The organism is Halomonas sp. (assembly GCF_034520545.1).
GTDB lineage: Bacteria > Pseudomonadota > Gammaproteobacteria > Pseudomonadales > Halomonadaceae > Halomonas.
Map to the genome: position 1 here is coordinate 1,144,043 of NZ_JAXHNN010000010.1, position 14,196 is coordinate 1,158,238.

Annotated in this window: 14 protein-coding genes; 1 reads left to right on the top strand and 13 read right to left on the bottom strand. The window is 66.3% G+C overall.

What is annotated here, in order from left to right; translation table 11 throughout:
* Positions 1-54 precede the first annotated feature (54 nt).
* The 11 genes from ilvD to U5L98_RS14095 form a co-directional block, all read right to left on the bottom strand.
* Complete coding sequence (gene ilvD / locus U5L98_RS14045) at positions 55-1,899, bottom strand: dihydroxy-acid dehydratase (protein WP_322558882.1); 1,845 nt, start codon at positions 1,897-1,899, stop codon at positions 55-57.
* Positions 1,900-2,321: 422 nt separating this feature from the next.
* Positions 2,322-4,754, bottom strand: a complete 2,433-nt coding sequence (lon, locus tag U5L98_RS14050) for an endopeptidase La (RefSeq protein WP_322558883.1) — start codon at positions 4,752-4,754, stop codon at positions 2,322-2,324.
* A gap of 77 nt (positions 4,755-4,831) precedes the next feature.
* Positions 4,832-6,103, bottom strand: a complete 1,272-nt coding sequence (locus U5L98_RS14055; RefSeq protein WP_322558884.1) for a DUF945 family protein — start codon at positions 6,101-6,103, stop codon at positions 4,832-4,834.
* Between the two features lie 78 nt (positions 6,104-6,181).
* On the bottom strand, positions 6,182-6,655 hold the full coding sequence (locus tag U5L98_RS14060; RefSeq protein ID WP_151443019.1) for a phosphatidylglycerophosphatase A: 474 nt from the start codon (positions 6,653-6,655) through the stop codon (positions 6,182-6,184).
* The gene (gene thiL / locus U5L98_RS14065; protein WP_322558885.1) at positions 6,652-7,611 is read right to left on the bottom strand and encodes a thiamine-phosphate kinase; all 960 of its coding nucleotides are present in this window, start codon (positions 7,609-7,611) and stop codon (positions 6,652-6,654) included. Before thiL ends, U5L98_RS14060 begins: the two co-directional genes overlap by 4 nt.
* Positions 7,612-7,624: 13 nt before the next feature.
* Positions 7,625-8,128 carry a transcription antitermination factor NusB gene (nusB, locus tag U5L98_RS14070; protein ID WP_322558886.1) on the bottom strand — a complete coding sequence of 168 codons (504 nt, stop codon included), beginning with the start codon at positions 8,126-8,128 and terminating at the stop codon, positions 7,625-7,627.
* Positions 8,125-8,625 (bottom strand): 6,7-dimethyl-8-ribityllumazine synthase, encoded by a 501-nt coding sequence (ribE, locus tag U5L98_RS14075; RefSeq protein WP_322558887.1) that lies wholly within the window; start codon positions 8,623-8,625, stop codon positions 8,125-8,127. Before ribE ends, nusB begins: the two co-directional genes overlap by 4 nt.
* 83 nt (positions 8,626-8,708) lie before the next feature.
* A complete protein-coding gene (ribBA, locus tag U5L98_RS14080) occupies positions 8,709-9,872 on the bottom strand; it encodes a bifunctional 3,4-dihydroxy-2-butanone-4-phosphate synthase/GTP cyclohydrolase II (RefSeq protein WP_322558888.1) in 1,164 nt (387 codons plus the stop codon).
* A gap of 189 nt (positions 9,873-10,061) precedes the next feature.
* The gene (gene ribD / locus U5L98_RS14085; RefSeq protein WP_322558889.1) at positions 10,062-11,228 is read right to left on the bottom strand and encodes a bifunctional diaminohydroxyphosphoribosylaminopyrimidine deaminase/5-amino-6-(5-phosphoribosylamino)uracil reductase RibD; all 1,167 of its coding nucleotides are present in this window, start codon (positions 11,226-11,228) and stop codon (positions 10,062-10,064) included.
* Entirely contained in the window at positions 11,228-11,713 is a 486-nt protein-coding gene (nrdR, locus tag U5L98_RS14090; protein WP_322558890.1) for a transcriptional regulator NrdR, read from the bottom strand. The genes ribD and nrdR overlap by 1 nt, the downstream gene beginning before the upstream one ends.
* A gap of 85 nt (positions 11,714-11,798) precedes the next feature.
* A complete protein-coding gene (locus U5L98_RS14095; protein WP_322558891.1) occupies positions 11,799-12,263 on the bottom strand; it encodes a copper chaperone PCu(A)C in 465 nt (154 codons plus the stop codon).
* Positions 12,264-12,351: 88 nt separating this feature from the next.
* Between U5L98_RS14095 and dsbG the strand changes: the two genes are divergently transcribed.
* The gene (gene dsbG, locus U5L98_RS14100; protein ID WP_322558892.1) at positions 12,352-13,116 is read left to right on the top strand and encodes a thiol:disulfide interchange protein DsbG; all 765 of its coding nucleotides are present in this window, start codon (positions 12,352-12,354) and stop codon (positions 13,114-13,116) included.
* A 190-nt stretch (positions 13,117-13,306) separates the two neighbouring features.
* Here dsbG and U5L98_RS14105 read toward each other — a convergent pair whose 3' ends face one another.
* Together U5L98_RS14105 and U5L98_RS14110 are read right to left on the bottom strand one after the other, a co-directional pair.
* A complete protein-coding gene (locus U5L98_RS14105) occupies positions 13,307-13,735 on the bottom strand; it encodes a DUF6691 family protein (protein WP_322558893.1) in 429 nt (142 codons plus the stop codon).
* The gene (locus U5L98_RS14110; RefSeq protein ID WP_322558894.1) at positions 13,732-14,193 is read right to left on the bottom strand and encodes a YeeE/YedE family protein; all 462 of its coding nucleotides are present in this window, start codon (positions 14,191-14,193) and stop codon (positions 13,732-13,734) included. Before U5L98_RS14110 ends, U5L98_RS14105 begins: the two co-directional genes overlap by 4 nt.
* Positions 14,194-14,196: the final 3 nt, after the last annotated feature.

Sequence of the window (14,196 nt, forward strand, 5' to 3'; positions counted from 1 at the left end):
CCAGTTCCCTGCGGGGATCATGGGGTTCCGCCTGACGTTGAACCAGGCCAGGAGCTAGTCGAGCCGGGTCAGATCGCGCACCGCGCCCCTGTCGGCGGAGGTCGCCAGCAGCGCATAGGCCTTGAGCGCCGCGGAGACCCTGCGATCACGAATGATGCGCGGCTTCCAGGCCTCGCCCCCTCTCGCCTCCTCCGCTTCGCGTCGTCGAGCGAGCTCCTCGTCGGAGAGTTTCACGTCGATGCGTCGATTGGGGATGTCGATACGAATGATGTCGCCAGTCTCCACCAGACCGATGGCGCCCCCGGCCGCTGCCTCAGGCGAGGCGTGACCGATGGAGAGCCCGGAAGTGCCGCCGGAGAAGCGCCCGTCGGTGAGCAGTGCGCAGGCCTTGCCCAGCCCCTTCGACTTGAGGTAGCTGGTCGGGTAGAGCATCTCCTGCATGCCAGGGCCACCCTTGGGCCCCTCGTAACGAATCACGACGACCTCCCCCTCGTTCACCTGGCCATCGAGGATATGCTCCACCGCCTGGTCCTGAGACTCCACCACATGGGCCGGGCCCTCGAAGACCAGGATCGCGTCGTCGACACCGGCGGTCTTCACCACGCAGCCGTCTGCGGCGATGTTGCCTTTGAGTACCGCGAGGCCGCCCTCGAGAGAGAAAGCGTGCTCGAGATCACGGATGCAGCCGCCGGCACGGTCGCCGTCGAGGCTCGGCCAGCGGGCGGCCTGGGAGAAGGCTTCCTGGGTGGGAATACCGCCGGGACCGGCCTTGTAGAATTCCACCACCTCGGGGCTCGGCGAGCGCATGATATCCCACTCGTCCAGTGCGTCCTTCAAGCTATCGCCGTAGACGGTCGGCACTCGGGTATCGAGCACCCCGGCGCGATCGAGTTCACCGAGGATGGCCATGATGCCGCCGGCACGATGGCAGTCCTCGATATGGTACTGCTGGGTGTTGGGCGCCAGCTTGCACAGCTGCGGCACCTCCCGGGAGAGCCGGTCGATGTCGGCCATGGTGAAGTCCACCTCCCCCTCCTGGGCGGCAGCCAGCAGGTGCAGGATGGTATTGGTGGAGCCGCCCATGGCGATGTCCAGGGTCATGGCGTTGCGGAAGGCCGCCTTCGAGCCGATGGCCCGCGGCAGCAGATGCGCCTCGTTACCCTCGTAGACGCGCTTGGCAAGCGACACGATACGATAACCTGCCTCCTCGAACAGTCGGCGGCGGTCGGCATGGGTGGCTAGCACCGTGCCGTTGCCCGGGAGCGCCAGGCCCAGAGCCTCCATCAGGCAGTTCATCGAGTTGGCGGTGAACATGCCGGAGCAGCTACCGCAGGTCGGGCAGGCGCTGCGCTCGATCTCCTCGATCTCCGCGTCGCTGTAGGTGTCGTCGGCGGCGGAGATCATGGCATCGATGAGGTCGATGTTGTGGTCCAGGAGCTTGGTCTTGCCGGCCTCCATGGGGCCACCGGAAACGAAGATCACCGGGATGTTCAGGCGCATGGCGGCGTTGAGCATTCCCGGGGTGATCTTGTCGCAGTTGGAGATGCACACCAGCGCATCGGCGCAGTGGGCGTTGACCATGTACTCGACGCTGTCGGCGATCAGGTCGCGGCTAGGCAGCGAGTAGAGCATGCCGTCGTGACCCATGGCGATGCCGTCGTCCACGGCGATGGTATTGAACTCCTTGGCCACCCCGCCGGCCTTCTCGATCTCGCGGGCCACCAGCTGCCCCATGTCCTTCAGGTGCACGTGGCCCGGCACGAACTGGGTGAAGGAGTTGGCCACGGCGATGATCGGCTTGTGGAAGTCGTCATCCTTCATGCCGGTGGCGCGCCACAGGGCACGGGCGCCGGCCATGTTGCGGCCGGCGGTGGTGGTGCGGGAGCGATACTCGGGCATGCTGTCCTCTACTTTAGCGCGGTGTCCAGTGAAGGGAATTCTGGCATGCGGCCGGTCGCCAGGCCAGCATCCGCCTTCGCGTCTTGCACCTCGACACGACAGACTCGAAGATGATCCCAGACAACGAGTCCCAGCCAACTAGGGAAAAGTATCGCCATGCTGCCCGCTTCAAGTACCGACGACGCCCGGCACGATGCAAACCTGCAACGCATCGTCTCTTTGGCTCGGCAACTCGATTTTGGCCGAACGGCGCTGGATGCCCTGGAGGAGCACACCAGGTAACGAGATGCATGCCGAAGGCCCGGTCGCAAGCCCGATACGCCTCCCGCTTATCGGGCCCACGAAACCCCAACACCTTCGAGCTTTGTCCCGACCGCAGGCCCGGTAAGCAACAGCGCACCGGGCAGGGCAGGGCATGCCGGTCAGTCGAACACCACCTTGGCCACGTCACGGTAGTGGCCGGCAAAATGCACCGTCATGCCCTCCTTGAGATAGTCGGGTAGCTCATCGTAGTCACGGCGATTGGCGTCGGGCAGGATCAGCTCGAAGATGTCGCTGCGCCGGGCGGCGATCACCTTCTCGCGGATGCCGCCCACCGGCAGCACCTGGCCGGTCAGGGTCAGCTCGCCGGTCATCGCCATTGGCCGATCGATGGCACAGTGCCTGGCCAGCGACAGCAGCGCCGTGGCGATGGTCACCCCGGCCGAGGGACCATCCTTGGGCGTGGCGCCTTCCGGCACGTGCAGGTGCACGAAAGCGGAATCGAAGAAGTCGGTATCGGCGCCGTACTCGCCCAGATGGCCGAGCACGTAGCTGTAGGCGATGTTGGCCGACTCCTTCATGACGTCGCCGAGCTGGCCGGTGAGCTTGAAGCCGCGGTCCAGGGCATGCACCTTGCCGGCCTCGACGGAGAGTGTGGCGCCACCCATGGTGGTCCAGGCCAGGCCGGTAACTACGCCTTCACCCTTCATCACCTGCTCCTTGCGGAAGATCGGTGGCCCCAGATAGTCCTCCAGGTTGGTCACCGAGACCCGCACCGACTGCTGCTCGCTCTCAAGCAATTTCACGGCGGCCTTGCGCACGATGCGGTGCAGCTGCTTCTCGAGCTGGCGCACCCCGGCCTCGCGAGCGTAGCCCTCGATCACCTGCCGCAACGCCGCTGCAGTGAGGTTGATGCGCTTCTTGGGAATGCGGTCACGCTTGAGCAGCTTGGGCCAGAGGTGGTGTTTGGCGATGTCCACCTTCTCCTCGGCGATATAGCCGGAGAGGCGAATCTGCTCCATGCGATCCAGCAGCGCCGGAGGAATCGCGTCCAGGGTGTTGGCGGTGCACACGAACAGCACCTTGGAAAGATCAAGGCGCACGTCGAGATAGTGATCGAGGAAATCGACGTTCTGTTCCGGGTCGAGTACCTCGAGCAGCGCCGAGGCCGGGTCGCCCTGGAAGGACTGTCCCATCTTGTCGATCTCGTCGAGCATGATCACCGGATTCTCGACCTCCACCTCCTTGAGGGCCTGGGCAAGCTTGCCGGGCATGGCGCCGATGTAGGTGCGGCGATGTCCCTTGATCTCGGCTTCGTCGCGCATGCCGCCCACCGAGAAGCGATAGAACTCGCGGCCCAGGGCCTCGGCGATGGAGCGCCCCACCGAGGTCTTGCCGACCCCTGGAGGACCAACCAGCAGCAGGATGGAGCCCCCCACGTCGCCCTTGAACGTGCCCTCGGCGAGGAACTCGACGATCCGCTCCTTGACGTCCTTGAGGCCGTCATGGTCACGGTCAAGAACCTGCCGGGCATGGACAAGGTCGAGCTGGTCCTTGCTGCGCACCCCCCAGGGCATGCTGGTCAGCCAGTCCAGGTAGTTGCGTGTGGTGCCATATTCCGGCGAGCCGGTCTCCAGTACCGAGAGCTTGTCGAGCTCTTCATCGATGCGCTCCATGACCCGTTCCGGCACCACGCAACCCTCGAGGCGGGCGCGAAACGTGTCGACATCGTTCTCGCGGTCATCCTTGGAGATGCCCAGCTCGCGCTGGATGACCTTGAGCTGCTCACGCAGGAAGAACTCCCGCTGGCGCTCCTGCATCTGCGCATTGACCTGATCGCTGATCTCGCTCTGCAGCTGGGCGACCTCGATCTCCTTGCGCAGCAGCGGCAGCACCTTCTGCATGCGTTCCATCACTGGCAGGGTCTCCAGCACGTCCTGCAGCTCGGGTCCCTTGGCCGAGGTGATGGCGGCGGCGAAATCTGTCAGCGGACCCGGCTCATGGGGACTGAAGCGGTTGAGGTAGTGCTTGAGCTCCTCGCCATACAGCGGATTGATCGGCAGCAGCTCCTTGATGCCGTTGATCAGCGCCATGGCATAGGCGCGGGTCTCGTCATGCTCGGCGTCAACGGGCTCGCGGGGATAGCTCACCTCCACCAGGTAGGGCGGCGTGCGGGAGAGCCAGCGCTGGATGCGGAAGCGGCGCACACCCTGGGCGATGAACTGGATCTGCTGCTCCTCGCCCTGCAACTTGTGTACCTTCACGGCGGTACCGGTCTCGGGGAAGTCCTCGCCACCGAGTTCCTCGACGCCGGTCTCGCCGACGAAGGCCAGGCCCACGGTGTGGTGCGGCGTATTGCCGACGCGGCGGATGGTCTCTTCCCAGCGCTCACGGTTGACCACCAGCGGTTGAACCTGGGCGGGGAAGAAGGGCCGGTTGTGAATCGGCAGCAGGTAAATGCGCTCGGGTAGCGAATCGCTGGCGGGCACCACCGCATGATGGTTGCCCTCGTCAGGCGTCTCGTCGTGGAAGGAATCGTCGGTGTTGGCCTGGATCCAGTCCAGGCCGTCCTGCGCTTCGTGATCGTCGCTCATGCGTTCCTCGTTCTGGATCGTCGGGATAGATTCCCGGTGCTGCCTGAGGAATGCGGGCACCGGCGCCCGACTTCAAGTCACTGGAACCGTTCGAAGACCGGCGGCAGCGGACGACCGTTGATCCGGACCCGGCCACGTACCACATCGATCTCGAGATCCTGGGTATCCAGCGGCAGGCCGAGCCACAGGGCCACCACCTTGGGCACCTGGTGCCAGATGAGGTCACCGTAGAGCCGTGCTCGCCAGCGCGCCTGTTCGCGAGCCTGTTCGTGAGACTGTTCGTGAGGATAGGCAAGCGCGATCAGGCTCAATTCCGAGAGCTCGCGTGAATCGAAGAACAGCGCCCCCTCGCCCAGCGCCTCCAGGCCCAGCATCGGGCTGCGGAGGTCGATGGCATGGATGTCAAGCCGGGGCGAATCCACAAGCATGGCCAGTAACTGCGGCTCCAAGCGCGCCAGCAGCTCGCGCCCCCCCTGGGCGGCATCGCCGCGTGCCGCCTCGCTGCGCAGCACGCCAAGCACGCTGCGCAGGGCGTCGGCGTTAACCCTTGACAGCTCAAGGTCAACACGACCGGTGAGCAACACCTGCCCCGCCGTCACCAGCCGGTCCAGGGTCAACTCGCTATCGACGCGCAGCTCCTGTTCATCGAGGACCGTGCGGCTATGCAGGATCAACCCACGGGCATCCAGCTCGAGATCCGCCTGCTGCCAGGCCAGCCGTTCCACCTTGAGCAGGTCCTGCTGACTGAAATGGTAGGCGGCGTCGGTATAGGCATAGCGGCTCTCCAGGACGGTCGGCCCTGCTTCCAGGGCAGTCGGGCCATCACTGAGGCGCCAGGGCTCGAGCCTGGCCTGCAGCCGCCAGTCGCCGTAGACCCCGCCGAAGGTGATCCGCCCACCACGGAATTCAAGCTCTCGCCCCCCCTGGCTGACGATGAAGGGTGCCAGTTGGAGATGCCCCTCCAAGGTGGCGCCAAGCGTGCGGTAGCTGGCCTGCCAGGTGGGCGGGCTCGAGGGCAGGGCGTCGCCGAACAAGCGCCGATCGCCGGGCCCGAGATGCGGCCTCAGCTCGCCGTCGATGCGCGTGCTGATCACCCCGTGACGTGCCACATAGGGCAGCTCGAGATGCCAGGCCTGGCCGAAGCGAGGCGTCAGATGAAGAGTGCCGCGGGACTCGAGCCAGCCCCGCTCGATGTCGTTGCGCTTTACCGCGAGCTCGCCACGAGCGGCGAGATCCTCGAGGGCGCGCGCGAGTTCGCGCTCGAAGAGCACGCTCGAGAGATACTGGGCGGCACCCCAGAGCAGCGCCAGCCCTACCACCAGCGGGACGATCAATCGTTCCTTGCGCATCATGGCGTTCCTTACTCGCGCCTTGTCCTGACCACACCTGTGTCGCCGAAACGCTGAGGAGCTTTCAATGAGGCCAGGTCAGTGGAGCCAGAACCACAAGTGCATGGTGCTCCATGCATAGACGGCGGCGAGGACATCATCGATCATGATACCGAAGCCACCGGCGACCCGCCGGTCCGCCCAGCGGATCGGCCAGGGCTTGAAGACATCGAAGATACGGAAGACCACGAACCCCCAGAGGGCGGCTTCCCAGGAGAAAGGCACAGCCGCCATGGTCAGCCAGTAACCGACGAATTCGTCCCAGACGATACCCGAGTGATCGTGAACACCCAGGTCGCGGGAGGTCTTGTCGCACAGCCAGATGCCCCAGAAGAAGGTCGCCGCCACCAGGCCCAGATACCACCCGAGGGGCAGCTCGGAAATCAGCCAGTAGAAGGGAATGGCAGCCAGGGTACCGAAGGTGCCGGGGGCGAAGGGCACGGTGCCGCTGCCCAGCCCGAAGGCCAGGAAGTGCACGGGGCGTCGCCATACGCTGGCAGGAGCCTGATTCATGGAGCGACACCTCCCGAAAAGTGCTGCCAGCCCCGCTCGCCGGTGACCGTTACTCCCTGCACGCCGGGCTTGTCGCTGAAGCGGCCGATCACCGTGAAGGCCAGGCCCAGGGCGGCCAGCCGATCGCGAGCCGCATCGAGATGCTCGGGGGGCAGGCCGAGCAGCAGCTCGTAGTCATCACCACCGTGGAGACCCGCCTGTCGAGCCTCCTCCTCGCCCAGCGCCGCCACCAAGCCCTCGGCCAGGGGCAGCGCGTCGAGCGTCAGCTCGGCTCCGACGCCCGAGGCATCAAGGAGATGCCCGAGGTCGGCCAGCAGGCCGTCGGAGATGTCGATGGCGGCACTTGCCAGGCCACGCAGGGCAATTCCCGCCTCGAGACGCGGGAGCGGATGAAGATAGCGCTGCAACAGCGGATGGTCAGTGTCCCGCTCACCACGCTGCCACAGGGCCAGTCCCCCGGCCCCGCCACCCAGCGCACCGGTCACCGCCAGCAGGTCACCCGGCCGGGCTCCGCTGCGGGTCAGCGCCTGCTCGGGAGGCACCTCGCCCATCACCGTCACGCCGATGGCCAGTTCGCCGCGGGTCACATCGCCGCCCACCAGGGCCGTGTCGGTGGTGTCGCAGAGGGCATGGAAGCCCAGGGCGAAATCCGCCAGCCAGGCGTCGTCATCGGCCGCCGGCAAGGTCAGCGACATCAGGCACCAGCGGGCACGGGCGCCCATGGCAGCCAGATCGCTCAGGCTGACCGCTAGCGCCCGGTGGCCGACCGCCACGGCCGGGGCATCCTCGGGAAAGTGGATGCCGGTCACCGAGGTATCCACGCTGACCGCCAGCCGCTGCCCGGGCGTCGGGGCCAACAGGGTACAGTCGTCCCCCACGCCCAGGGTCACGCCGGCCTCGGCCCCCGGAGGGTCGGGCGTGAAGAAGCGGGTGATGAGTTCGAATTCGCTGTGCATCAGGGGCTGGCCTTCAGCGGCGGCGAGCGGTGACCTCGGCGGATCGCAGTCGCCCGGCAAGCTTGTCGAGAATACCGTTGACGTACTTGTGCCCGTCGGTGGCACCAAAGGACTTGGCCAGTTCGACCCCTTCGTTGATCACCGCGCGGTACGGCACCTCGAGGCGACGAGAGAGCTCGTAGGCGCCAAGGCGCAGAATTGCCAGCTCGATGGGATCGAGGTCCTGAAGACGACGGTCGAGTAGCGGCGCGATGGCGGCATCGAGCTCACGACGCTGATTCGCCACGTTGTGCAGCAGCTCATGGAAGAGCGCCAGATCGGCAAACTCCATGACCTTGTGCCAGTTCTCGTGATCTTCGAGATCATCGTCGGCCAACTGGCTACGGAACTCGGCCTCCACGGCGGTGATCGATTTGCCGGTCATCTGCCATTGATAGAGGCCCTGAACCGCCAGTTCACGTGCCGCATGGCGCGACTGCTGGGCCTTCGACGGGGCCCGCGGGCGCTCACCGTTCATGCCTCACCACCCTCGACGGCGTCGTCACTGAAACAGCGCAACAGCGAGACCATTTCCATCGCCGCCATGGCCGCCTCGGCCCCCTTGTTGCCGGCCTTGGTACCGGCGCGCTCGATGGCCTGCTCGATGGATTCGACGGTCAGCACGCCGTTGGCCACCGGGGTGTCGAACTCCAGCTGCAGATTGCCCATGGCGGTATTACAGCCACCGGCGACATACTCGAAGTGCGGGGTACCGCCACGGATCACCGCCCCCAGGGCGATCACTGCCTCGGGGCGTGCCACCTGCAGCACGCGCTTGATGGCCAGCGGCAATTCCCAGGCGCCGGGCACGTGGACGATGTCGATGCCCTGTGGGTCCACGCCATGGCGAACCAGGCTGTCAACGGCGCCTTCGACCAGGCTATCCACCACATGATGATTGAAGCGGCCGACCACGATCACGTAGCGGCCATCGACGTCGACGAAACTGCCTTCGACTTGGGAAATCGGTTGCATGGTTCTGTGTCCTGAAAGATCCGGTGCTTGAGGGTCCTGAAGGCATGGCCCATGGCCATGTCATGATGTAAAAGGCTGCAACGCTAGTCGTCGCCCTGCTCGCCAGTCTCCTGATCGCCGGGTTCCAGGCGCTCCACCACCTCGAGGTCGAAGCCGGAGAGCGCCGAGAACTTCCAGGGTGAACTCAACAGGCGCATCCTGCCCACCCCAAGATGGCGAAGGATCTGCGAGCCGGTGCCGATGGTCAGGTAGTTGCCCGCTCCGTCGGAGTCGCTGGTGCGCGGCGACCGACGACGCCCCAGGAATACCTCGAGCAGATCGTGGAGATCCTGGTGAGGACGCCCATCGTCGAGCAGCACGAAGACACCGTGCTCGGCCCGCGCCACCTCGGCGACCGCCTGCTGGGCGGTCCAGTTCGGCTTGTCGCCCTTCTGCAGGGTGAGCAGATCACGCATCACGTTGGCCAGGTGCACGCGTACCGTGGTCAGGGCCTCGGGATGCGGATGGCCCTTGACCAGCGCCAGGTGATGGGCCCCCTGGATGCTGTCGCGGAAGACGTGCAGGCTGAGCTCGCCAAAGGCAGTATCAACCGGCGTTGACTCCACCGGCTGCACGGTCTGCTCATTGTGGATGCGATAATGGATCAGATCGGCGATGGTGCCCATCTTCAGGCCATGCTCGACGGCGAAGCGCTCGAGCTCCGCCCGGCGCGCCATGCTGCCGTCCTCGTTCATGACCTCGCAGATCACGCCGCTCGGGTCGAGGCCAGCCAGGGCGGAAAGATCGCAGGCCGCTTCGGTGTGACCGGCTCGACGCAGCACGCCGCCGGGCTCTGCCATCAACGGGAAGATGTGGCCGGGCTGGACGATGTCGGAGGCACCCGCATCGCGGGCAACCGCGGCGCGCACGGTGCGCGCCCGGTCGGCGGCGGAAATGCCGGTGGTCACGCCCTCGGCGGCCTCGATCGACAGGGTGAACTTGGTTCCGAAGCCTGAACCATTGTCGCGCACCATCAGTGGCAGCTGGAGTCGTTCACAGCGCTCACGGGTCATCGGCAGGCAGATCAGACCTCTGGCGTGACGCGCCATGAAATTGATGTGCTCGGCCTCGACCTTTTCGGCGGCCATGATGAGGTCACCCTCGTTCTCGCGATCCTCGTCATCCATCAGAATCACCATCTTGCCCTGACGGATGTCCTCGACCAGTTCTTCGATGGGGGCCAGGCCCCCGGATGAGGCGTGCACCATGGAGTCTCCATTAATTCAGCGTGGTGGCTGTTGTCATCCGACGACGGGCGGGTCGCCATCGGGCGTCGCCACCTCGAAACCGCGTCAGGGTACCGTGGCGCAGCGTCGGGCGCCAGCGGCCTGCAGTGGGGTGGCCTGCAGCGGGGTCAGACCCTTAAGCGTACTTAGGATCGAAGATCCTAAGTACGCTTAAGGGTCTGACCCCAATGGCGACGAAGGGCCCCGGGACTTTACCGGCCGGGCGGTGATGCGCCAGTCATCCCCCACCGCTCGGATATCGAGAATCTCCAACCCCTTCTGCTGGGCCATCAGGCTCAGGCCCGGCAGTTCGAAGAGCGGACGCGCCTCGCCACCGAGCAGGGTCGGCGCTACGAACAGTTGCATCTCATCGATCAGGCCAGCCTCGAGCATGGCGCCGGCCAGCGTCGCGCCGGTCTCCAGCAACACCTCGTTGGCCCGCTCCGCCTCGGCAAGGTGGCGCAGCAGGGCGTCGAGATCCACGCGGCCTTCGGAGCCAGCAGAAATGACCACCACCTCGGCACCGGCGGCCTCAAGTCTCTCGCGCCGCTCGGGCTCGTGGTCGGCCAGGGTAGCCACCAAGGTGCGGCCGGGTTCGCGCAGACAGGCCGCGGCCAGAGGCAGGCGCAGCCGGGAGTCCACCACCACGCGCAACGGCTGACGGGCGGCAAGCGCCTCGCCCTCGGGCAGCTCAAGTTGCTCGGGGCGCACGGTGAGCCTGGCATTGTCGAAGATGATCGACTCGACCCCGGTGAGGATGGCGCTGGAACGAGCGCGCAGGCGCTGCACCTCGCGGCGAGCGCTCGGCCCGGTGATCCATTGGGACTCACCGGAGCGCATGGCGGTGCGGCCATCGAGGCTCATGGCCATCTTAAGGCGCACGAAGGGGCGGTTGTGGGACATGCGCATCACGAAACCGGGATTGAGCGCCAGGGCCTCCTCCTCGAGCATGCCGACAACCACCTCGATGCCGGCTTCACGCAATCGGGCAATGCCTCGACCCGCCACCCGGGGGTTGGGGTCCTGCATGGCCACGACCACCCGCGTCACGCCGGCCTCGACCAGCGCCAGGTCGCAGGGGCCGGTGCGCCCGTGGTAGGAACAGGGCTCCAGGGTCACGTAAGCGGTGGCATCACGGGCCTGCTCCCCCGCCGCACGCAGCGCATGGATCTCGGCATGGGGTTCGCCGGCCCGCTCGTGCCAACCCTCGCCGATGACGCGGCCATCCTTGACCAGCACGCACCCCACTCGAGGATTCGGATCGGTGGTATAACGCCCGCGATGCGCGAGCGTCAGGGCGCGCGCCATCCAGGCCTCGGGGACGGTGTGCTCCGCCATCAGGACGCTCCAGAAGGGTCCGAAGCAAAACCGGGTTCCTGGGCCAGGCGGTCGATCTCGGCGCGGAACTCGTCGATGTCCTGGAAGCTGCGATAGACCGAGGCAAAGCGGATATAGGCCACCTGGTCGAGGCGCTTGAGGGCCTGCATGACCTCCTCGCCAATATCCCGGGCGTGAATCTCTCGCTCGCCACGCGCCCGCAGATTCTGGCGAATGCGCTCCACGGCCGCCTCGATGGACTCGGCGCTGACCGGCCGCTTCTCCAGCGCCCGGAGCATGCCGGCGCGCAGCTTGACCTCGTCGAACACTTCCCGGGTGCCGTCAGACTTGATCACGCGCGGCATCACCAACTCGGCGGTCTCGTAGGTGGTGAAGCGCTCGCCGCAGGCCGCGCACTGACGCCGCCGCCTTACCTGGTCGCCCTCCGCCACCAGGCGAGAGTCGGTCACGCGCGTGTCATTGGCGCCACAGAAGGGGCAATGCATAGGGATAACCCGAGATCGTTGGAAAGGTGTCGCTGCATTGTAACGTTTAGCAGGGAAGGCGCCCAGTGACTGCCGGAACCGGGAATCAGTGGCTTCCGGGCTGGTCCTCTCCCTGCATCTCCATCGGCTGCACCCGCTTGACCGGCGCCTCGATGCTCAGGGTCTCGCCATTGTCGAGGGTCAGCGTGAGTGTGACGCGGTCGCCCTCGGCCGGGGGCCTGGTCAAGTCGAAGAGCATCAGGTGCCAGCCGCCCGGGGCCAGCCGCACGGTCTCGCCAGCCGGGAGCGGAATCTCCTCGACCTGGCGCATCTGCATCACACCCTCGACCATCACATGATTGTGCAACTCCAGAGTACCGGCCAGCGGTGAGACACCCCCGACCAGCGCCAGATCCGTCTCGCCCGGATTGGTCAGATCCATGAAGGCGGCCGTGGTCGGCGATCCGGGAGGCACCGCCCGCACTCGGGCATCCTCGACGGAGAGGGACTGAGCCAGGGCAGTTGCGCTGAACAGCGAGAACAGAACCAGCGGTAAGGCGGCGATACGCATGTCGGTCGACTCCAGAGGCTGAAAGGGTAATCCATTGAGCTTACCCTGCACATTCCCTCACCACACCCCACACCAACAGGACAACGCGATGCGCCCCCTTCCCCTCTCCCTGACGGCCGGCCTGGTCACGCTCTCGCTCACATCCCCGCTGCTCGCCGACGACCACTGGCCGGCACCGGTCCAGGCCCTGGTGGACCAGGGCCTGGAGATTCACGGCGAGTTCGCGGCACCAAGCGGCCTCAGCGGCTTCGCTGCCAGCCATCGGGGCCGCGAGATGGCCGTCTACCTCACGCCGGACGCCGAGCATGCTCTGGTCGGCACCCTGCTCGATGCCGAGGGCAACGATCTCTCCGCGGCGCCGCTCGACGAATATGTGCGCAGCGGCCAGGAGGCCGAGGTGTGGCAACGGCTCGAAGAGAGCCACTGGATCCGGGACGGAGACCCGCAGGCAGCGCGCGTGATCTACACCTTCACCGACCCCAACTGCCCCTACTGCGCACGCTTCCACGACCAGAGCCGCCCCTGGGTCAAGGCCGGCGAGGTACAGCTGCGCCATATCATGGTCGGCATCCTGCGCAGCGACAGCCCGGCCAAGGCCGCCGCCCTGCTCGGCGCCGAGGACCCCGCCGCGGCGCTGCAGGCACACCAGGCCAGTGACGAGGGCATCGAGGGTTCCGCCCAACCCCGAAAGATCGAGGAGCAGGTCTACGCCAACAACCAGCTCTTCGAGACCCTGGGGCTGATGGCCACCCCCACCAGCTACTACCGCAACGACGAGAGCCGCCTGGAGAAGGTCGAGGGTGCCCCCGATGCGGAACGGCTCGAGGCAATGATGGGCTCTCCACGGCCCTGAGCCAGGCCCCGGCGATGCGTCGCCTCCCCCGACACCACCACGTAAGGCTCTTCACAGACTGGCCACCCAACCCTCGTAGGTATAGCGCGGGTCCTGCGGGCGCTCCTGGCGGGTCACCCTCGTCGTTATCGTTGATCCCTTGCGGGCTTGCTTCCAGGTGCCGACAGTTCCGGCCACCTCGTAATCGTCGTCAGCGGCTGGCGGGGATCGCTCGAGCCAGGAACCAGCCGGCCACCATGGCTATCAGCATAGCGAGCAACGGGACGCTCAGCCCGGCGATGGAGGCGAAGGCCGGCCCCGGGCAGTAGCCGGAGAGCCCCCAGCCGATGCCGAACAACGCGGCGCCGCCGATCAAGCGGCCGTCCAGGTCCTGGCGGGTCGGCAACTGGAAGGCGTTGCCGAAGAGCGGTGCCTTGCGACGCAGTACCAGCCGGTAGCCGATGAAGTTGGTGACTACCGCACCACCCAGCACGAACATCAGGGTCGGGTCCCAGGCACCGAAGAGGTCGAGAAAGCCCAGTACCCGTGCCGGGTCGGTCATGCCGGAGATGGCCAGGCCGAGGCCGAAGATCAGGCCGGCGACATAGCCCATGATCGCCTTGAGGGTCGAGGTCTTCATGCGCCACCTCCGATCATGTGCCGGACCACATAGACGGTGACGATCGCCGCCACCAGGAAGGTCAGGGTCGCCACCAGGGAGCGTGGAGACAGCCGCGCCAGGCCGCAGACCCCGTGGCCGCTGGTACAACCGCTACCGATCCCGGTGCCCACGCCAACCAGCAGGCCGGCCACCAGCATCAGCGCCACACCACCGGCGGGCTCGCCGACGACCTCGCCCGGCGCGCCAGCGACGTTGCCCAGGCCACCGCCCAGCAGCAGCAAGACCACAGGGCCGCTGATCAGGCCGAGCAGGAAGGTAATGCGCCAGGCGCTGTCGCCCTTGGGTCTAAGGGTAATCAGGTTGCCGAGGATGCCGCTGATGCCGGCGATGCGGCCCAGCGTGGCCATCAGCCAGGTGGCAGACAGGCCGATCAGGATGCCACCGGTAAGTCCCTGCAGGGATGAACTCCAGTCCACGTT